The organism is Acidocella sp., from assembly GCF_035535915.1.
In the GTDB taxonomy this organism is placed as follows: domain Bacteria; phylum Pseudomonadota; class Alphaproteobacteria; order Acetobacterales; family Acetobacteraceae; genus Acidocella.
Window position 1 is genome coordinate 22675 of the sequence record NZ_DATLPB010000031.1, and the last position, 20816, is coordinate 43490.

The 20816-nt window shown below is 62.3% G+C and carries 18 protein-coding genes; 8 read left to right on the top strand and 10 right to left on the bottom strand.

The genetic code is table 11. The annotated features are described in order from the left end of the window. Nucleotides 1–50: 50 nt before the first annotated feature. From VNC39_RS04415 to VNC39_RS04440, 6 genes are all read right to left on the bottom strand, one after another. On the bottom strand, nt 51–1457 hold the full coding sequence (locus tag VNC39_RS04415) for an efflux transporter outer membrane subunit (protein ID WP_325396573.1): 1407 nt from the start codon (nt 1455–1457) through the stop codon (nt 51–53). Then, entirely contained in the window at nt 1447–2628 is a 1182-nt protein-coding gene (locus VNC39_RS04420) for an efflux RND transporter periplasmic adaptor subunit (protein ID WP_325396575.1), read from the bottom strand. Before VNC39_RS04420 ends, VNC39_RS04415 begins: the two co-directional genes overlap by 11 nt. Next, entirely contained in the window at nt 2621–5842 is a 3222-nt protein-coding gene (locus VNC39_RS04425) for an efflux RND transporter permease subunit (protein ID WP_325396577.1), read from the bottom strand. The genes VNC39_RS04420 and VNC39_RS04425 overlap by 8 nt, the downstream gene beginning before the upstream one ends. A 328-nt stretch (nt 5843–6170) precedes the next feature. Continuing rightward, nucleotides 6171–7043, bottom strand: a complete 873-nt coding sequence (locus tag VNC39_RS04430; protein ID WP_325396579.1) for a DUF2189 domain-containing protein — start codon at nt 7041–7043, stop codon at nt 6171–6173. A 171-nt stretch (nt 7044–7214) separates the two neighbouring features. Further along, nucleotides 7215–7667, bottom strand: a complete 453-nt coding sequence (locus tag VNC39_RS04435; RefSeq protein WP_325396581.1) for a DMT family transporter — start codon at nt 7665–7667, stop codon at nt 7215–7217. 27 nt (nt 7668–7694) lie between these two features. Then, a complete protein-coding gene (locus VNC39_RS04440; protein WP_325396583.1) occupies nt 7695–8468 on the bottom strand; it encodes an AraC family transcriptional regulator in 774 nt (257 codons plus the stop codon). Nucleotides 8469–8715: 247 nt separating this feature from the next. Between VNC39_RS04440 and VNC39_RS04445 the strand changes: the two genes are divergently transcribed. Next, nucleotides 8716–9093, top strand: a complete 378-nt coding sequence (locus VNC39_RS04445; protein ID WP_325396584.1) for a hypothetical protein — start codon at nt 8716–8718, stop codon at nt 9091–9093. 47 nt (nt 9094–9140) lie between these two features. On the opposite strand, the gene VNC39_RS04450 is transcribed toward VNC39_RS04445, so the two are convergent. Together VNC39_RS04450 and VNC39_RS04455 are read right to left on the bottom strand one after the other, a co-directional pair. Continuing rightward, a complete protein-coding gene (locus VNC39_RS04450; protein WP_325396586.1) occupies nt 9141–9650 on the bottom strand; it encodes a c-type cytochrome in 510 nt (169 codons plus the stop codon). Nucleotides 9651–9949: 299 nt separating this feature from the next. Then, nucleotides 9950–11827, bottom strand: a complete 1878-nt coding sequence (locus VNC39_RS04455) for a methyl-accepting chemotaxis protein (protein WP_325396588.1) — start codon at nt 11825–11827, stop codon at nt 9950–9952. A 348-nt stretch (nt 11828–12175) separates the two neighbouring features. On the opposite strand from VNC39_RS04455, the gene VNC39_RS04460 reads away from it, so the two are divergent. The 3 genes from VNC39_RS04460 (at nt 12176) to VNC39_RS04470 (ending at nt 14732) form a co-directional block, all read left to right on the top strand. Continuing rightward, nucleotides 12176–12436: a hypothetical protein gene (locus VNC39_RS04460; protein WP_325396590.1), complete on the top strand. Its 261-nt coding sequence runs from the start codon at nt 12176–12178 to the stop codon at nt 12434–12436. 279 nt (nt 12437–12715) lie between these two features. Then, nucleotides 12716–13996, top strand: coding sequence for an MFS transporter (locus VNC39_RS04465; RefSeq protein WP_325396592.1), 1281 nt, complete (start codon nt 12716–12718; stop codon nt 13994–13996). A 103-nt stretch (nt 13997–14099) separates the two neighbouring features. Next, complete coding sequence (locus tag VNC39_RS04470) at nt 14100–14732, top strand: SCO family protein (RefSeq protein WP_325396594.1); 633 nt, start codon at nt 14100–14102, stop codon at nt 14730–14732. Between the two features lie 152 nt (nt 14733–14884). On the opposite strand, the gene VNC39_RS04475 is transcribed toward VNC39_RS04470, so the two are convergent. Beyond that, nucleotides 14885–15634: an ABC transporter ATP-binding protein gene (locus tag VNC39_RS04475; protein ID WP_325396596.1), complete on the bottom strand. Its 750-nt coding sequence runs from the start codon at nt 15632–15634 to the stop codon at nt 14885–14887. An 11-nt stretch (nt 15635–15645) separates the two neighbouring features. After that, complete coding sequence (locus VNC39_RS04480; protein ID WP_325396598.1) at nt 15646–16371, bottom strand: ABC transporter permease; 726 nt, start codon at nt 16369–16371, stop codon at nt 15646–15648. A gap of 170 nt (nt 16372–16541) precedes the next feature. Here VNC39_RS04480 and VNC39_RS04485 point away from each other — a divergent pair, with 170 nt between their 5' ends. The 4 genes from VNC39_RS04485 to VNC39_RS04500 all read left to right on the top strand — a co-directional run. After that, on the top strand, nt 16542–17483 hold the full coding sequence (locus VNC39_RS04485) for an aliphatic sulfonate ABC transporter substrate-binding protein (RefSeq protein WP_325396600.1): 942 nt from the start codon (nt 16542–16544) through the stop codon (nt 17481–17483). 11 nt (nt 17484–17494) lie between these two features. Next, nucleotides 17495–18664, top strand: a complete 1170-nt coding sequence (gene ssuD, locus VNC39_RS04490) for an FMNH2-dependent alkanesulfonate monooxygenase (RefSeq protein WP_325396602.1) — start codon at nt 17495–17497, stop codon at nt 18662–18664. A 200-nt stretch (nt 18665–18864) separates the two neighbouring features. Beyond that, complete coding sequence (locus VNC39_RS04495; protein ID WP_325396604.1) at nt 18865–20199, top strand: MFS transporter; 1335 nt, start codon at nt 18865–18867, stop codon at nt 20197–20199. Nucleotides 20200–20337: 138 nt separating this feature from the next. Further along, the coding region (locus VNC39_RS04500) for a redoxin domain-containing protein (protein ID WP_325396606.1) at nt 20338–20816 on the top strand (479 nt) is incomplete at its 3' end.

The following is a 20816-nucleotide window of genomic DNA, read 5'->3' on the forward strand; positions in this document are numbered from 1 at the left end:
TGACGAAAAACTACTTTTTGTTCACAAAAAGTAGCGCTTCCTTACTTCCTTTACCCTTTCCACCCGCCGCCCAAAGCCCTGACCAGATCGACGCTGCTGACAAGGCGCCTGGTGGCGACCGCCAATGCCGCGCTCTGGGCGTCGAGATCGGCGGTTTGCGACGTCACCACGTTGAGATAGGTGACGGCCCCTTCGGTGTATAAGTCCAGCGAGAGGCTCAATGTGTGGTCCGCCGCGGCGACAGCGGCGTTCTGTTGTGCGGCTTCCACCGCCAGATCGTTGCAGAGCGCCAGTTCGTTCTCGACCTCCTGGAATGCCGTCAAAGCGGTCGCCCGATACGCCTCGCTCGCCTGGTTGAACTGGTCGACCGCGATTTTCACCGCCGCCTTGCGAAATCCGCCGTCGAAGACCGTCAGCGCCAGCGAGGGGCCGAGCGACCACATGCTGTTCGAGAGGTTCAATAAATTCACCCCGCCGCCGTCACTCTCAAAGCCGCCGGACGCATCGATGCTCACCGTCGGGAAAAACGCCGCCCGGGCGACGCCGATTTGCGCGTTCGCTTCCGCGGCGCGCCGTTCCGCCGCGGCGACATCCGGGCGCCGCTCCAGCAAAACGGAGGGCGCCGCCACCGGGATCGCAGGGGGCAACGGCAAAGCGGAATTGGGGGGAAGCGAAAATGACGGCGCCGGCACCCCGACGAGGCTGGCAATCGCGTTCTGAAACAAGGCCCGGGCCGCGATGACGTCCGTCAATTGTGCTTGCGCCGTGTCATATTGCGTCTGGGCCTGGCCCACATCGAGGCCGGAGACGATGCCACCGCCATGCTGCGCTTGCGTCAGTTGCAGAGCACGCGCATAGGCCGCGACGGTTTTCGTCAGCAGAGCCTCCTGCGCATCCAGCCCGCGCAAATTGAAGTAGGCATCGGCAAGGGTCGCCTCCAGGCTGAGCTGCACCGAGGCGGCGTCATCTTTGGTGGCCTGGGCTTCATCCTTGCCGGCCGCCACGGTATTGCGCACACGGCCCCACAGGTCGAGCTCGTAGGAAAACGATCCCTGCAGCAAATCATTTTCGTAATAATCAGGGCCATTGACGCGAAGCGGCCGGTGGTCCGACTGGCGGTTCTGCGTGCCGCTGGCGAAAACGTCGATCTGGGGATACTCAGCCGCTTCTGCCTGGTTCACAGCCTGCTGCGCCTGATCGTAGCGCGACAGCGCGATCGCGAGCGTCGGATTGCTGGCATCCAGCTCCGTCTCAAGCCGCGACAAAGTGGCATCGTCGTAAATAAGCCACCACGCGCCACGTGATTTGGTGTCAGCCGGGCTGGCGGGCGTCCATGGCCCCATGTTGGTGTAAGCGACCGGCGTCGTTAGCGACGGCGGCACGTAGTTCGGGGCCAGTGAACAACCCGCGAGCGTGACCAGCAAAGCCACCGCTCCCCATCTGAAGTCACCTGCCATTGCCGCCCGACATGCCTTGAGATTTAAGCTTCACGGCTTGAACCAAGTCGCCCGCCTCGAGCGTATCCGGCGGATTGGCGATCACCCAGTCATCGGGGTGCAAACCGTCGGCAACCTCGACCGTGGCGCCAAAATCCCGCCCGAGCGAGACCGGACGGATCACGACATGATTGTGCGGCCCCAACACCGCCACCTCCATGCCGGAATCACGGAACAACAGGGCGCTGGCCGGCACCGTGATCGCGGGATCATTGTCGGACAGGGCGATGTGCACCTGGGCATAGTCGCCTGGCCGCAGCAGCCCGCCGGTATTGTCCATTTGAAACTGGACCAGCAATGTGCCGCTGCCGGTCGCGATGGCATCGGCCGTCGATGTCAAAGTCGCGTGAAACATTTTGCGTGGATATTGCGGAACCGTAAAGCTTGCCTGCATGCCGGGCTTTATATCCGCCGTATAATATTGCGGCACGCTCACATAGACGCGCAGCCGGCGCTCGTCATCCACCGTGAATAACGGCTGCTGCGTGGGGCTTCCCACGGAAATAAGCTGGCCGATATCGGTCGCGCGGCTCGTGACGACGCCATCGAACGGCGCGACGATTCGCTTGAACGCCTCCATGGCCTCCAAGCGATGGACATTCGCCTGGGCCGCCGTAACCTGGGCGATCTTGGCCTGCAGATCGCCGTTGCGGTCATCGGCATCCTGCTGCGACACCGCGTCCCGCGCCAGCAGCGCATCCCAGCGCTTCGCGGTCACCGAAGCGAGCTGCTCATTGGCCGACGCCACCTGCAAATCGGCCCGGGCCTGCAGCAATTGCTGATCGAGATCCGGCGTGCTGATGTCCGCCAGGAGCTGCCCGGCTTTCACCCGCGTGCCGATATCGGCAGACCAACTCTGCAGATATCCGCTCACCTGAGCAAAAATCGGCGCCTCGTAAAAAGCGCGTATATTGCCGGGGAGCACCAGGACGCGTTGGCCGCTTGAGCTTGGTTGAACGATATTGACGGTTGGAACGGCTTCCGCCGAAGTGGCCGCCGCGAGCTGCTGGCTGGCGTGCGACCGGTCCAGCAGACCGATCGCGACAATGCAGATGGCTAACAGCAAAATCACGGCGCCGAACAGCTTCAGCCGTTTCGGCATCGTATAGCGCAGAGCATCCGGCTCAGGCATGAGCACCTCCGCTGGTCTCTTCCTTGTGGGAAAGACCCTTGTTGGATGATGTGTCGGCGTGGCCCGAACGGCCATGCACGATGCTGAAGACCACAGGTACGAACATCAAGGTCGCACAGGTGGCGAAAATCAGGCCGCCGATCACGGCGCGGCCGAGCGGCGCGTTCTGCTCGCCGCCCTCCCCCAGCCCCAGCGCCATCGGCGACATGCCGATGATCATCGCCAGTGCGGTCATGAGCACCGGACGGAAACGCGTGACGCCGGCTTCGACCGCCGCCACCGCGGCGCTGCTGCCGGCCGCCAGGCGCTCGCGGGCGAAACTCACCACCAGGATCGAGTTTGCCGTAGCCACGCCCATGCACATGATCGCGCCGGTCAGGGCGGGGACGGACAGCGTGGTATGGGTGGTAAACAGCATCCACACGATGCCCGCCAACGCCGCCGGCAATGCCGTGATGATCACGAACGGATCGAGCCAGGACTGGAAATTCACGACGATCAGCAGGTAGATCATCACGATCGCGCCGAGCAATCCCAGCAGCAGCCCGGTAAAGGCGGTGTGCATGGTGGCGACCTGCCCCCGAATCACGATCTGCGATCCGCGCGGCAGATCCTTTTTCGCCTGGTTCACCACAGCCTGCACATCCGCGGCGACGCCGCCCAGGTCACGGCCCTGGGTCGTGGCGAAAATATCGATCACCGGCGCGATATTGTAATGGTCCACCACGGCATCGGATTGCGTGCGGCTGATATGCGCCACACCGCCCAGGACCTGGAAAGCACCCGGCTGCCCGGAACCGGTGATCGGCAGGTTTTCAAGGTCGGACAGGCTGTCGACCCGGTATTCGGGCGCCTGCACGACGATGGGGTATTCCACGCCGCTCGTCTGGTCCAGCCAATAGGCCGGCGCCGTCTGCCCCGTGCCGGCCAGGGCGGTCGCGACGCTGTTGGTCACGTTGAGTTCGGTCAGCCCGAACTGGTCGATCCGCGAGCGGCTAACATTGACATTGAGCTGCGGATTATCCGCCGATTGCTGGATCCGCACATCCGCAATGCCGGGAATCCGGCTCATCTGCCGCACCAGCTTGACCGCGAAGGCCTGATTGGCCGCCAGACGCTGCCCGACAATTTGCACATCCAACGGCGCGGGGGAGCCGAAATTCAGGATCTGGCTGATGATATCGGGCGGCAGAAAAGAGAAGGTCGTGCCCGGAAACGCCACCGGCAGGATCTTGCGCAACTGCCTCACATAGCCGGCTGTCGGCCGGTGATCCGCTTTCAGGCTGACGAAAATATCGCCGTCCTGGTAACCGATCAGCCCCGAATTGTTATAGATCGTGTTGATCGAGCTGGTCGGCAGGCCGATATTGTCGACGATCGAACCGAGCTCCGCCGGCGGAACGACCTGACGGATCCGCTGTTCGACCTCGCCGAACACGGCCGACGCATCTTCGATGCGCATGCCGACCGGGGGACGGACATGCAACGCGATCTCCCCGGAATCGACGGAGGGGAAAAAATTCTCACCCAGGAACGGCACCAGCGCCAAGGAGCCGAGCGCGACCGCGATGAAAGCCGGAACGAAGATTTTGCGATGCGCGAGCGCCATCGCCAGCAGGTTGCGGTAGCCCTCGCGAAGCCGCTCGAAACGCTGTTCGAATGCCTTCCGGAACCACGCGAAAAAACTCAAAGCCCCGTGGGTTTGTCCGTCGGCGCCTGCATGCGCCAGGTCATGCGGCTTGAGCAGATACATCGCCAGCGTGGGGACGAGCGTGCGCGACAAACAGAACGAGGCGATCATCGCGAACACCACGGCTTCCGCCATGGGGGCGAACAGATAGCCCGCCACGCCCTTCAGCAAGAACATCGGCACGAACACGATGCAGATGCACAGCAGGGACACGAAGGCGGGCGTGACGATCTGCTGGGCGCCGTCGAGAATCGCGGTTCTGACGTCCTTGCCTTGCTCCAGGTGCCAGTTGATATTTTCGATGGTGACCGTGCCGTCGTCCACCAGAATGCCAACCGCCAGGGCAAGGCCGCCCAGCGTCATGATATTCAAGGTCTGCCCGATCGCGGAAAGCGCCGTCACGGAACAGAGAATCGACAAAGGAATGGACGTGGCGATGATCAGCGTCGAGCGCCAGCTGCCCAGAAACACCAGAATCATCAGGCTGGTCAGGGCCGCGGCGATCACACCCTCGCGAATCACGCCGGACACGGCGGCTTTCACGAAGAGCGACTGGTCATTGATGGTGCTGATGTTGAAGCCGGGCGGCATTGTCGCCTCGATGGACGGCAACAAATCCTTCACGCCCTGGACGACGGCGAGGGTGGACCCTGATCCCGTCTTCAAAATCGATGTCAGGACCGCCCTTTGGCCGTCGACATGCACGATATTCTGCTGCGGCGGCGCGCCGTCGCGCACATTGGCCACATCCCGCACATAGATCGTGGCGCCATTGACCGTCTTGATCGGCAGATTGTTGAGCGCCGCGATGGTCGGCGCCGCATCGTTCAGATTCACCGTGTATTGGAGCGAACCGATCTTGACCGTGCCGGCGGGCAAAATCTGGTTCTGATCGGTGATGGCGTTCTGCACATCCTGGGCGGACAAGCCCCGCGCCTGCAGCTCCTGCGGATTGAGATCGACCTGGATCTGGCGCACCTTGCCGCCATAGGCATAGGGAATGGCGGTGCCCGCGATCGTGCTGAGCGAGGGCCGCATGAAATTTTGCGTGAGGTCGAGGATCTGCTGCTCGTTGAGCGTCTTGCTCGACGTCACCACCTGAATCACCGGCACGGTCGAGGCGTCGTAGTTCAAAATCAGCGGCGGCGTCGTGCCCGGCGGCATCTGCCGCAGGATCGTTTGCGAGATCGATGTGACCTGGGCGGTGGCGGTGCGAATATCGACGTTCGGCTGAAAATAGATTTTGACGATGCCCATGCCGGGCAGCGACTCGCTCTCGACATGCTCGACATTGTTCACCGTCGTGGAGATCACGCGCTCATAGGGCGTGATGATCCGCGCCGCCATCTGGTCCGGCGACAGGTTGGTGTAGGTCCAGGCGACGCCGATCACCGGGACGCGGATGCTCGGAAAAATGTCTGTGGGTGTGTTAATCGCTGCCAGCGGTCCGAGGATCAGGATGACGATCGCCAGAACAATAAAAGTGTAAGGGCGCGAGAGGGCGATACGGACCAGCCACGTCACAGCTTCGCGCTCCCGCACGGCTTGCGCGACTCACTGGTGGCGTAAAGAAATATAGTCAATTCAACCTGACAGAAAGATTTACAAACTATGATCGACGCGGCGCATCACAAAAATTTATCTTAATTTTCAAGTTGTTATGAATTTTCTGCTCAGGTTTTCCGACATGATATTCCCTCAAGCTTTTCTGACCGTTCCGTACCGTTATCATAAATAGGACAGAATTGTCACCCCAGACGGGCACTCTAAAATCATTCGTTACAATGTTGGTGGCCATCGTCTTTGCACGCCTCTGCCGGCGACGCCCTTCGAGGCGCCGCTCCGGCGAGCGCTAAACCTGTATTGCCGGCGGCCGGACGATCCTTCGGTATAAATGCCAGGTGGCGTGACCGAGGACGGGCAGGACCACGACCAGCCCGATGAAACACGGCACCGCGCCGAGCAGCAGAGCGACCACCACCAGCACCCCCCATAAGCCGAGCGGGACCGGGTTGCGCCGCACCGCCATCACCGACGTCGCGATCGCGGTCACCAGCCCGACCGGCCGGTCCAGCAGCAAGGGAAACGACACCACGCTGATCGCCAGGGCGCCGACCGCGAAGATCACGCCCACGACCCAGCCCATGCCGATCATCGCCCAGCCCGCCGGCGTCGTGAACAAATCTTGCATGAACCGCCACGCCGAGGCGGGCGGCGCCGGCCCCAGAGTCACGTCGTAAATCTCCTGCGCCACCAGCAGCCAGGCCAGGAACACGGCGATGAGACACAGGCCCAAGCCGGCGATCGCGCCGATCGAGGGCGAGCGCAGCACGTTGAACGTGTCGAGCCAGTTGAGCTTGCCGGTGATCTCACGCTGCCGGCTCATCTCGTAGAGGCCGACCGCGCAAAACGGCCCGATCAGCGCAAAGCCCGCGGCCGTGGGGAACAACAGCGGCAACCAGCCCCCTCGGGCCTCGGTGAGGGCGATGAACAAGCCAAGGATCGGGTAGATCAGCCAGAGAAACATCCAGTCGGCACGGCCGGCGGCGAAATCATGCAGGCCCCGCCGCACCGACTCCCGCAGATCCGCCAGGGTGATTTGCTGCACTTCCGGCGCGCCTTCCTGCCGCGTCGCCGGCCAATAGGCCTCGGGCGGCGCGCTGCCAAGGATGGAAGGGGTTTCAAGCTGCGCCACGGCCCATTCGATGGGATTGCGTATATGCATGGCACGGATCCTCCAGCCATGCGGTCTGTCGCGCCGCATGGGCTCGATGTGCCATGAATAATAGCACGCTAGGGGGTGGACGTTCCAAGCAAGAAAGCGGGCGCTTTTTGAAAAAAGCGCCGCAAAAACTTTTGTTTACGCTGGGCCTGAGGCGCCCGAGCGGCACGGGCCTTAGCTGCGGACCATGACGACACCAACGATCAACAACCCGGCCCCGACAAGGCGGGCCAGGCTCACAGGTTGTTGCGGCAGCCCGAGCAACCCGAACTGGTCGAAGGCCAGCGAACCGATCATCTGCCCGACGACGACAAGAGCGAGAACGGTCGCCGCGCCGAAACGCGGGACGTTCAGGATGGCCGTGATGATGAAGATCGCGCCGAAAAGGCCGCCGCTCCATACCGGCAAGGTGGTGCGCGACACCGCGGCGAGCGACAGGCGCGGCCCCGGCGCCAGCGACGCGAGCGCCAGCATCACCAGCATGCCGACAAGATAGCTGGCGAACCCGGCCCACCAGGGAGAGCCGAGCGTGGTGCGCAGCTTCGCGTTCACCACCTGTTGCAGGGCAAGGCTCGTCCCGGCGCCGATCACGAGCAGATAGCGGGTAAAATCAAGGGCAGATGGCATGGTTGGCTCCAAACAACGCCCCTGACTCTAAAAGCCGGACCAACTCCCTGTCTGGAACGGATGTGATCGCTCCCACCCCGCCCGATAAACGCCTGGCGTGACCCCGAAGGCGCGCCGAAAACAACGGCCGAGATGGCTTTGATCGGCAAAGCCGGCCTCGGCGGCCGCCGCCGCGAGAGGCAGGCCGGCGCGCAGCAGAAGCCGCGCCTGATTGAGCTTCATGAGCGACCGGAACTGACTTGGCGTAACGCCGCGGGTGCGGCGAAAGCGGCGGGAAAATCCCTCGCGGCTCATACGGGCCTGTTCCGCCGCCTCCCGGATCGTGCCATGCGCGTCGAAGGGCAAAACCATCCGGGGTGGGCCGCCCCCACCCGCCACGCCTTGCCGGTGCGCGCGAACCAGCCCCTTGAGGGCCGCCAGAGAAAAGCGCCCATCCCGCGCCCAATGGCGTGCCATGTCCTCGACCAGGCCGGAGAGCGCGCTCACCCCCGCGCCCAGATAGGCATTGAAGCAAACGACGCCATCGGGTTCCGGCAGGGAACTGTGCGGCGTGCCGGCAGTAATGAAGAGTCCCTGCCCCGGGCAAAGCGCGATGAGTTCGTCATCGACACGAAAACGCCGCCGGCCGGACAGGACGAAGGTGATCTGATCCTCGTCATGGAAGTGCGTCGGCAACGCCACCTCCGCCCCCCGAACCATCGCCAGTTCGACAATTTCGTGTGCCGCCGGCCGCCGGTAAAGCCACGGTCCGGTCGAAAGCTCACGGCACGCCGCTCGATCGATCCGCAACCGTTCGTCCATTTCCACCACCCATCGATCTTCGCCGAAGTGTCTGATCCTTCGTTTAGATGCCTGCCGCGCGGCCGGCAATTACCGCCTGCGTCGGGCACCTGATCGCGGTGCAAGCCGACCGATTATCGGGCAGGCTACTTGACATAACGCACCGAATAAGTGTCATTGCCGCACAAGTTTACAACTTATAGTAGCGCCCGACCGAGCTTCATGATGGTCCGAGTCGCCGTTTGTGAAGCCTGGTTTTCCGGCGTGAATGCGAGAATTGGCCGGTGACACGATGACAGAACAGAGAATCGAAGCTTTCGGCGAACTGGCGCCCCACGATCAAACCGATCTGGCCGCAGCGCTCCGGGAGCTGAAGGACAAAGTCGACAAACATACCGACAAACAGAACGAAGCGTTGATGCGGCTGGGCTACAGCACAACGACGCTCAGTTCGGCGGCTGCGGATGCCCTCTCGGCAGCAAAGTTCCTGGGCTTAGAACGACAGAAGCTCGCCGAGATCGTCGCCAGGCCGGCACCCCTGATGCGTCAGAGGCTCTATATCGCCGGGGCTTTGGTTGCCGGGGTGATCATCGGCCTGATCGCGCCGACGATCATCGGCTGGGTCAGCGATTTTATAGCCAGCTAGCCAAGGAGCCGCCGCTTTTTCAAGCCAAAGCGGCACCACATTGTGGCTTAATTCAGCTTGGCATAATCCGCCGCCGAAATGCCGCGCCCTTTCTGCAGGAATGCCGCGAGGTCCCAGATCTGTTGATCCGTCATGCTCTTCCCGAAAGCCGCCATGCCGGTCATTTTGACGCCATTCTTGATGACCCAGAACATCTGGTTCGGTTGGTTCTTACGGGTGGCCGCGAGCAGGAACGGGGCGGACGGATTAATGCCCCGCCGCAGCGGGCCCGGCGGCATGCCCGGCGCACCATGACACATCGCACACGTCGCGAGGTAAAGATGCGCGCCGGCTTGCACGTTGGCGGCGGTTTCCAGATCGGCCGGCACTGTGATGCCCGCTGAATCTCTTTCCATCGCGTGTTGATAGGTCTGATGTACAGCCCAGGCGACCAGGCGTGTATGAGGCGTCATTGCCGTCACATCGTAAATGCCGGAATCAATGAACAAGAGAGCAGCCGCGACGCCGCAAACGCCGACCGCCAAGAGGCCCACGACGCCCCGAACCAAAATTTTCATGACAACTTTCAGATCGTTTTTGCCGGCCTCCTATTTAGCCACGAAAGCCTATGCGTCAATGAAAAATTCAAGTTCCAGCCTTTAAACTTGAAAACAACCCAATTAAAAACCACGCATTTATACTATGCGCCAAAGAGATAATGCGTGATGTTTTCCCCTTGAATAAGGTAAATTTTCCAAGGACAAATAATTTGTATATCGAACAAAAGAGGCCGATCTTTCGGCAAGCCGTGTCGTGCGACTCCCAAGATCTTGCCGACACTTAAACGCATAGAGGCCGTTTGAACGGCCCGTGGCGTCTACTCGGCACCGAACGGCGCCGGGCTCGGAGCGAATGACAACAGCTCAGCTTTCCGGGGCACCGCAACTTCCCGTTTCGCGCGCTTGCCGATCTGGAACCGCTCGACCAGGCTGGCCAGTTCCGCGGCTTTGGCGGCCAGATCCAGGCTGGCTTCGGTCGATTTTCCGACCATCGCGGCATTCTGCCCCGTCACTTGGTCGATCTGGCTGACCGCGCCGTTGACCTGGCCGAGCCCGGTTGCCTGTTCTCGCGTGGCCGCGGCAATATCGTTCACCAGCTCGTTCAACCGCCCGACATGCGCGACGATGCGCTCCAAGGCGATGCCGGTCTGGTTCACCAGCCGCACCCCCGCATCCACGCCGCGGCCTGAGGCTGAGATCAACGCCTTAATCTCTTTGGCCGCCGTCGCGGAACGTTGGGCGAGCGCGCGCACCTCGCTTGCGACCACGGCGAAGCCGCGCCCCGCATCGCCGGCCCGCGCGGCTTCCACGCTCGCATTCAAGGCCAAAAGATTGGTCTGGAAAGCGATGTCGTCGATCACGCCGATGACCGTGCCGATCTGCTTCGCCGACGCCTCGATCTCGGTCATCGCCATCACGGTTTCGCGCAGCACGCCATTGGATTGTTCCGCATCTTCCTTGGCCGCCACCACCGCCATGTGCGCCTCGTGCGCGTTTTCGGCCGTCTTGCGCACAGTCGCGGTGATCTGATCCAACGTGGCGGCGGTCTCCTGCAGGCTCGCAGCCTGCTGCTCGGTCCGCCGCGACAAATCGTCGACGGCCTGACTCATATCGTCCGCGCCCGCTTGCACGCCCGCAGTGTTGGCCGCAATCGCCCGCATCGTTTCCCGCAGCTGGTCTGTCGCCGCGTTGAAGTCGGTGCGCAACACCTCGTATTCATGGCTGAACGAGGTCCCGAGACGGAACAGCAAATCGCCGTCGGCAAGCCGTTCCAGGCCCGCCGCCAGCGCCTCGACCACCAAGGCCACCTGCGCCGCCGCTGCGCCGCGCTCCGCCTCGTGGCGCCGACGTTCCGCTTCCGCCTGCGCACGCTCCTCCTCCGCCTCCCCCTCCAGGCGGATCTTCTCAAGGCCCGCATCCTTGAAGAGCTGAACCGCGCGGGCCATCCCGCCGATTTCATCCTTCCGTTCGGCGCCGTCGACCTTGGCTTGCAGATCGCCACCGGACAATCTGCCCATCACGGTTTGCAACCGCCTCACCGGCGCGGTGACCCAGGCGCGCACGGCGAAGGTGGCTGACAACATGATCAGCAGGAGCCCGACGAAAATCGCCAGGAAGGTGGCCTTGATGGTGCCTCCGGTCTGTCCCCGCAGCGCGGTCTCATCGGCGGTGACCTCGGCGGCGATGTGATTCGCCTCCACCGCGATGCCGCGCGTGAGGCCGGGGAAAATCGGCGAGCATTCCTTGAGGAATACGGTTTGCGCGCTCAGCATCGAGGGATCATCCATGGCGTTCAAACCCTGGTTGACGGCGTTCAGGCAGCTATTGTCGATGCTCTGCGTGTCGCGCCGCTTCAGCGCCCGAATCGCGGCGGCATCCGCCGGATCCAGCGCAGCGGCCTTCTCCATGTCATTGCCGAAATTCTGTTCATTCACGTTGATGGCGGCGAGATCCTGCTGGTTGCTCGCATCCATCGTCGAAATCATGAACTCCGCGATGCTGGCGCGGATGGTGGCGAGACTTTCGCTGCTGCGCGCCAGGTAAAGAGCGGCCCCCGCCTGGTGATCGTTCAGATGCGTGTAACGGTTGGCGATCAGCCGCATGCCGCTGGCCGTATAGAAGGAAATCGCGATGACAAAGACGCCAAAAGCGACGAGTATCGCAAGAATTTTCCCAATGATCGGAATATTTTTCATGAATATCCGCCTTCAAAGAGGCAACGGGTCGCCGCACGCGCAATGGGCTTGCACAACTCAGGCTGATGCCATGGCGTCATGTTAGTCATACCCTACCCTGCCTCCGCATGCCAAACACCGGCGATCGAACCGCTCGGCTTCGGGGGGCATCAATACAATCTCATACCGGCTGATTCTATTGCACAATTTTTAAATTATGCGGTGCAGCAGCTATTTCTGGCCGGCGCGAGAGACGATTTTGACGCCAAAATGAGGCGATACCAGTGCAAACTTCGCCTCCAGGCGGCGGTGTGCCGCCGCTGGCGCATCTTTCCCTGAACGGTGAAATCGTGCCAAAGGGGGACCGCCGTGATTTGCCTCCTCACCCCTCTCGCGCTGGATGTCCTTCGGGCGGCGAGCGATTCCATTCCAGCGCTCGAGCGGGCGAACATCACCGTCACGTCTGTCATGACATTCGGGCCAGGCGATGGTGCGTGCCTCGCCACCGTCCAGCTGAGCGACGGGCAGATCGCCCGGTTGCGTTACGCTGTCGGCAACCTGCCGCAGGCCATCGAGAACGTGCACATTGTCGGCCTGGAGCCCTCATCCCACGGCGACGCCGCCCAATAGGCGCACGATGCATTGTGCGCCGCATCAACCAATGCCTGGTGCAAAGCCATAAAAAATGCTCCCCGCCAACGAGATTATGTTAAGGAGGGGTCTCTCCTTAAGCCCTCCGCGTTGCGCGGGAGTCGCCGGGAGCCAATGAAACGCGGGGGTACGCCAGGAATAATACGCTGACAGGCGAATCCGGGGTGGAAACAATGCGATCCGCCGTGACGGTCAAGAAAGTTCCAACAACAATAAAATGGGGAAACAATGTCACAGCCAGCACCAACGCCCAAAAGGGTGCAAAAAATTCAGCGCAGCGCGCTGACCATGCTGTTGATCGCCGGCGCGATCAACTATATCGATCGCGCCACCCTGGCGGTCGGCAATCCGCTCATCCGCCACGATCTGGGCCTGTCGATCGCGGATATGGGCTATCTGCTTTCGGCCTTCCTCTGGGCCTACGCCTTTGCCCAACTGCCCTCCGGCGCGCTGGTGGACCGATTCCGCCCCCGCGTGCTGCTCACCGCCGGACTTTCGCTTTGGTCGCTCGCCCAGGTCGCGAGCGGTCTGGTCTCAAGCTTCGGCGGTTTCTATGTCGCCCGCCTCTTCCTCGGCGCCGGCGAAGCGCCGCAATTCCCGACCGCGACGCGGGTGACACGGGATTGGTTCAATCCGCGAAACCGTGGGCTGGCGTCCGGCATCTGGAACAGCGCCGGGCCGCTCGGCACCGCGCTCGGCGTGCCGCTGCTCACAGCCCTCATGCTCGCTTTCGGGTGGCGCTGGATGTTCATCATCATGGGCGTGGTGGGCCTTATCGTCGCGGCAATCTGGTTCGTGCGCTACCGCAACCCCTCGCAGGTCGCGCTTACGGACGAGGAAATCGCCTATTGCACCGAAGGCGACCCGGCGACGCGGCGCAGCCCGGTGACGTTCCGCGAATGGAAGATGCTGTTCCGGTTCCGCACCACCTGGGGCATGATCATCGGCTATTTCGGCTGCATTTACATGACGTGGATCTACATGGCCTGGCTGCCCGGCTATCTCGAGATCCAACGCCACATGAGCGTGAAATATACCGGTATCGCCGCGGCGATTCCGTTCGCGTGGGGCATCGCCGGATCGATGGCCGGCGGCTACAGCGCCGACCGCCTGATCCGCGCCGGGCAAACCGCGCTGAACAGCCGCAAGATCCCCGCCGCGCTTGCGTTGGTCGGCACCGCCTGTTTTACCATCGCGGCGGCCTATGTGCAGAGCAACATGCTCGCCATCGCCTGCATCTCGGCGGCGATCTTCCTGCTCTATGTCACCAGCACCTGTTCCTGGGCGTTGAGTTCGGTGGCCGTGCCGCCGAACCTCACCGCGTCGGTCGGCGCGATGATGAATTTCGGGGGCTATCTGGGCGGCGCGCTCGCACCGACCGTGACCGGGCTGATCGTGCAGCATAGCGGCTCCTTCGTCATCGCTCTCGTGGTCGGTGCCGTGATCTCGCTCGTCTCGGCGGCGTCCTACATGTTCGTCGTTCAGCACGAAATTTCCGACACGCATCTTGACGTACTGCATGCTTCGCTTGCCGAATAGAGGCTGAACATCATCAGATCGTGCCGGGACGCGCCACAATGGCGCGCCCGGCTACGGGGAGGAGCAAAACATGCGCGGCATCCGGCTCGGCCCATGGTGCCTGATGGCCCTGCTGGCCTTGGCTTTTCCGGCTTCGGCCAGCCAGGCGCCCGGCGGACGCCTCGCGCCCGGCGATATCAGCGTCCGCGGTTTGGTGCCGCCGCTCGCATTCACAATGCACGACACCGCCACCGGCGGGATCGCCACGCAGCAGGATTTCCGCGGCAAAGTCGTGATGCTGTATTTCGGCTATACCAACTGCCCGGATGTCTGCCCCGACACGCTCTACAAAGTCAAAACGATCTTCAACCTGCTCAAAGCCGATACGAAGAATGTCGTATTGCTCTTCGTCACGGTCGACCCGAACCGGGATACATTGCCTCTTCTCAAGCAATACCTGGCGCTTTTTGATCCGCACTTCATCGGGCTCCGCGGAAACGCCGACCAGCTCTACCGCCTCGCGCGGCGCTACCGCGTCGTGTTCGCCGTACATCCCTCTCCGGACCCCGAGAAATACGTCGTCGTTCACTCGTCGCTGATCTACGTGTTTACGCCACAGGGCAATGCCGATTTCGCGATCTCCGACCTCGATTTATCAAAACATCCCGATTTTCAGGGCATCTCCGCCGATCTGCGGCATGCCATGAATGCCAGGCCGGATCGGGGTGTTTTGAATTGGCTGGCACGAATCAATTAAGGCAAGGAAAATAAGAACTACTTTTTGTGAACAAAAAGTAGCAAAAAAACTTTATGACTCTGGGCCATGGGCGTTTTCGGCGACACAGCCCATGGCCCAGCATAACAAAAGTTTTTGCGGCGCTTTTTTCAAAAAGCGCCTGCTTTCTTCCTTCACTCCACAACGCCAAGCGCCGCCAACAACATCGCGCGTTGCGCCATGAATGCGGCGCCGTCATGGTGGCGTGGCCGGGGCGCATCGACGTCGATATCCAGTGCGATCCGTCCTTGGTCGAGGAGCAAAACCCTGTCGGCGAGGCGCAGGGCTTCGTCGACATCATGCGTCACCAGCAGCACGGCGGGGCGATGCGCCTGCCACAAGGCGCTGACCAGAAGCTGCATGCGCAACCGCGTCAAAGCATCGAGCGCCGCGAACGGTTCGTCGAGCAGCAGCAGCTCCGGTTCGCGCACCAGCGCGCGCGCCAAGGCGACGCGTTGCGCCTCGCCGCCTGACAAAGTGAGAGGCCAGGCCTGGTGGCGATGCGAGAGCCCGACCTCGTCGAGCGCCGCCTCGGCACGCTCGCGCGGGGCTGCCACCCGCAGGCCGAGCGCCACGTTCCGCCACACGCGCTTCCATGGCAGCAGCCGTGGTTCCTGGAACACGGCGGTCGTGGCGGCCGGAGCCCGCAGCGTACCGGCCGTCGCCGGGTCGAGCCTGGCCAGCGTGCGCAGCAAGGTGGATTTGCCCGAGCCGGAGCGGCCGAGCAAAGCGACGAACGCGCCGGAGCGGATCTTGAGGTCGAGATTCTGCAAGATGACGTTCGTACCGAAGCGGCGTGTCAGGCCGCGCAGTTCGACGGCATAGTCAGTGCTGGCTTCAGGGAGATTGGAGGCACGGACGGCCGCGTCGGTGATCGCGTTCATGAAATTCTCCCTCAATTTGCAAGCAGGGCGGGGCGCCAAGCCAGCAGCCTTCGTTCCAGGCTACGGACCAGACGGTCGGTGGCGAGGCCGAGTGCTGCGTAAACCAGCAAACCGTCGAAAATCACGTCGGTCTGCAGAAATTCCTGCGCGTTCATCACGAGATAGCCGATGCCGGAGGTGGCGTTGATCTGCTCGGCCACGACCAGGCTGATCCAGGCCAGCCCGAGCGCCTGACGCAACCCCACCAGGAAATTCGGCAGAGCCGAGGGCAGCACGACATGCCAGATCACCTCCCACGCGGAGAGGCCCAGCATGCCGGCCGCCTCCAACAATTTGCGGTCCGTGCCGCGGATCGCCGCGAACAAATTCAGATAGATGGGGAAACTGGCGCCGAGGGCGATAATGACGATTTTCGGCGTCTCGCCGATGCCGAACCACAGGATCATCAGCGGCAGCAAAGCGAGGTGCGGCAAAGTGCGCGCCATCTGCACCGTCGGGTCGATGAAATCCTCACCCAAGCGGCTGAGGCCGGCCGCCAGGCCGAGCATGATGCCGGCGGCAATTCCCGCCGCCAGACCTACCGACACCCGAAACAGCGAGGCCAGCAGGTTCGGGCCGAGCTGGCCGGACATGATCAACTGCCACAGGCTGGCGAGGATCAGCGATGGCGCCGGCATCGTTTGCGGGCTGGTGAAGCCGAGCGCGGCCACCGCCTGCCAGAGGGCCAGCAACGCCATTGGGGCCACGGCGCGGCGCAAACCGGCGGGTGGACGCCAGGCAGACGGCGATGCGGAAATTGTCTGGGATAGAATTGGCATCACGGCACCCCTCACATTACCATTAAATCCTATTGCATATATAGATTTTATATGCAATTTGGATTTTGTTGGTAGTGTGGAGCAAAGCCATGCGTAAGCGTTCTCTTCTTGTCACCGCCTCGTTGGCCGCCCCGATGCTGATGACGCGCCGTTATGCCGCGGCAGCGCAACGAGGCGTGTTGCGGATCGGTTATCAGAAGGCCTCGGTTACCCTCGTCCTGGCCCGCAACAAGGGCGTTTTCGAACAAAAACTGAACAGGCTGGGTTATGATGTGGATTGGGCCGAATTCACCTCCGGCCCGCCGCTCCTCGAAGCGCTCAATGCCGGCGCCGTGAATTTCGGATTCACCGGCGAGCCGCCCATGATTTTTGCCCAGGCGGCCGGCGCGCCAATCGTCTATGTGGCCGCGACCAATCCGAGCCCGCGCGCCGTCGCGATCTTGAAACCGGCCGGAAGCCAGCTGCGCTCGGTGCATGACCTCGCCGGCAAAAAAGTCGCCGTCGCCAAGGGCTCGAGCGCGCATTATCTGCTCGCCGCCGCCCTCGCCACGGCCGGTGTGCCTTATCAGCAGGTCACGAAAATATTTCTGCAGCCGCCCAATGCACGCGCGGCCTTGAGCAGCGGCGATGTCGATGCCTGGTCGATCTGGGACCCGTATTATGCCGGAGCGCAGGCGGCCGGCGCGCAGGTGCTCACCGATGGCACCGGCTTGATGCCGAACCGCGCTTTCTATTCCTCGACACGGGATTTTGCCACGCGCCATCCCGATGCCTTGAAGGCGGCGATCGACGTGATCAACCAAGTGGAAGCCTGGGAGGCGCAGCATATCGCCGAGTCGGCGGCGGATATCGCGCCGCAAATCGGCCTGCCCGCCCCGGTGCTGAAAACCTGGTTCGATCGCCAGAAATATGGCGTGTACGGGCTCACTCCTGAGATTTTCGTCGGGCAACAGAAAATCGCCGATGCGTTTTTCAAGCTTGGCCTGATTCCCAACCGAATCGATGTTTCCAACGCCGCCTGGAACGCTTGAGGAGAACATGAATGTCCCTGCAACCTGCAAATGATGCGAATATTCTTTGGTTTTTGCCGACGCATGGCGATGGCCGTTATCTCGGCACGCAGATCGGCGCCCGCGACGTGGATCACGCGTATCTTTCGCAGGTCGCACGCGCGGCGGACAGGCTCGGCTATTATGGCGTTCTGATCCCCACCGGCCGCAGCTGCGAGGATAGCTGGGTGGTCGCCTCGTCGCTGGTGCCGCTGACCGACACGCTCCGCTATCTCATCGCGTTTAGGCCCGGCCTGCTCAACCCGTCGCTCGCCGCCCGAATGGCCGCAACGTTCGACCGCATCTCCGGCGGCAGGTTGTTGATCAACATCGTCACCGGCGGCGACCCGTCCGAGAATACCGGCGACGGCATCTTTCTCGGCCACGATGCCCGTTATGAAATCACCCGGGAATTCCTGAAGATTTGGAAATCGCTCCTGAACGGCGAGACGGTCGATTATACCGGCGAACATTTGCGCATCGAAAACGGAAAAATCCTGTTTCCCGCGGTGCAGAGCCCGCACCCGAAACTGTTTTTCGGCGGCTCCTCGGAGTCCGGCATCGATGTCGCGGCCGAATTGGTCGACACCTATCTGACCTGGGGCGAACCCCCTGCCCTGGTCGCGGAAAAGCTCCGCCGCGTGGCGCAGGCGGCGGAGGCGCGCGGGCGCCGGCTGAATTTCGGCATCCGGCTGCATGTGATCGTGCGGGAAACCACGCAGGCGGCCTGGGAAGCGGCGGAGGATCTGATCCGCCATGTCGACGATGCAACCATCGCCAAAGCGCAGCAGCGCTTTGCCGGCATGGATTCGGTAGGGCAGCAGCGCATGGCGGCGCTCCATGGCGGTTCCCGCGAGCGGCTGGAGGTTTCACCCAATCTCTGGGCCGGGGTCGGGCTGGTGCGGGGCGGCGCCGGCACCGCTTTGGTCGGCAACCCGGACCAGGTGGCGGCGCGAATCCACGAATATATGGAACTCGGCATCGACCATTTCATTCTCTCGGGCTATCCGCATCTGGAAGAGGCCTACCGCTTCGCGGAACTGGTCTTTCCAAGACTCCCGATCCGCCATTCCGTCATGCCCCCCACCGGCACCGCCAATCATGGCCCGTTCGGGGAGATGGTCGGCAATTTTTATGCCCCCGGAGCCCGCGCCGCCGGGTAGGCACACAGGCCGCAAGGAAGAAAAATGACGCCATTTCAATCAGAAGCGACGCAATCATGCCGTTAAATTAACCCCATGCCTACGAAATCAGCACAAACCAGAACAAACAGAGTTTTTTGCTACTTTTTGTTCACAAAAAATAACCTTTTCCTTATCCTCCCTTTCCTACCCTACCCGGGCGGCTGAAATTGGAGACGTAATTGGATCGCATTGCTAGAACGACAGCTTCGCAAAACCCGGTCGCGAAATCCGCCCTCCGGAAGGTGGTCATCGCTTCCGTGATCGGCAACGGCCTCGAATGGTTCGATTTCGTCTCCTACGGCTATTTCGCCACGATGATTTCGCGGGCCTTCTTCCCAACCTCTTCCTTCCTGTCCATCATGCTCACCTTCGCCACCTTCGCGATCGGTTTCGTGGTGCGGCCGGTCGGCGGCATCGTGCTCGGCGCCTATGCCGACCGGCATGGAAGACGCCGGGCGCTTTCGTTGCTGATCGGCATGATGGCGTTCGGCACCCTGACCCTGGGCCTCACCCCCTCCTACGCGACCATCGGCATCGCCGCGCCGCTGATCGTCATTGCCGGGCGCATCGTCCAGGGCATTTCGATCGGCGGCGAGTTCGCCAGCGCAACCGCCCTGCTCGTCGAATATGTGCCGGAGAATCGGCGCATGCTGTTCGGCAGTTTCCAGATGTCCGCGCAGGCGGTTGGCCGTGTCTTCGCCGCGGGGATCGGACTGTTGGTGATTACGGCCTTCCCGCCCGCCACCATCCATGCCTGGGCCTGGCGCCTGCCCTTCCTGATCGGCGCGCTGGTCGGCCCGTTCGGTTTCTATATCCGCTACCGCTTGGCGGAATCCCCGGAATTTCAGCATTTGCAGGACGCCACGCCCGATCTGGTGAAGGCCCCGGTGCGCACCGTTCTGTCGCGCTTCGGCGTTCCGCTGGTGTGCGCGTTCGGCCTCGTCATCGTCGGCACGGCGAACACCTATGTGTGGAATAATTATCTGCCGGTTTATGTCGTCCGCGAGTTGCACCTCCCGCTCTGGGAGGATCTGTTCGGCGTCGTGCTGACCTCGGCGCTCGATATTTTCATCTGCATGCTGGGCGGCTGGCTCGCCGACCGGGTCGGGGCTTACCGGATGTTTTTCTGCCTGACGGCGGTCACCGCCCTGGTCTCCTATCCTTTGTTCGCTTACGTCCTCGCCGGGCCCAGCTTCACCCGCCTGCTCGAGGCTCAGCTCGTTGCCCTCACTCTGTTCGGCCTGCTCGCCGGCCTGGCGCCGGGCATGCTCGCCTCGCTCTTTCCGGTCTCGGTGAGGTCCACCGGCATGGCCATCTCCTACAATGTCGTGGTCACAATCTTCGGTGGTTTCTCGCCGCTCACCATCACCTGGATGATCCACGCCACCGGGAGCGACCTCATTCCCGCCCTCTATTTGATCGCCGCCGCGTTTCTCTCCCTCGCGGTCGTCGGCGGCACGCGGGCCGGCGTCCGCCGGCGGGCGGCGCTTCACGTGTCAACCGCGCCGAGCTGATCGCTGCCACGCTTTGCCGGGCGGACGCCTCCGGCGGGAGGGCGCGCAATTTCGTGCCCTTCCGGGGCGTCCGACGATTCCACGCGAGGCCATAATACTCTAAGCTCAACGCACCAGATCCAGTTTCGGGAGAGCAAAATGTCGCTGCGAATCAATGATACCGCGCCGGATTTCACGGCGAAAACCACTCAGGGAACCGTCAATTTCCATCAATGGATCGGCGACCAGTGGGCCATACTTTTTTCTCATCCCAAGGATTTTACGCCGGTGTGCACGACCGAGCTGGGATACATGGCCAGGATCGAGCCGGAATTCACCAAGCGCAATGCCAAGCTCATCGGGCTGTCCGTCGACCCCGTGGAAAACCACAGCAAATGGGCCGCTGACATCGAGGAAACGCAAGGCGCTGCCGTTAACTACCCGATGATCGGCGATACCGACCTCACGGTCGCGAAGCTCTACAACATGCTGCCGGCCGCAGAGGCCGGCACGTCGGAAGGACGGACCGCCGCGACCAATGCCACGGTGCGCTCCGTCTTCATCATCGGCCCCGACAAGAAGATCAAATTGATGATGACCTATCCGATGACGACCGGCCGCAATTTCGACGAGATCAT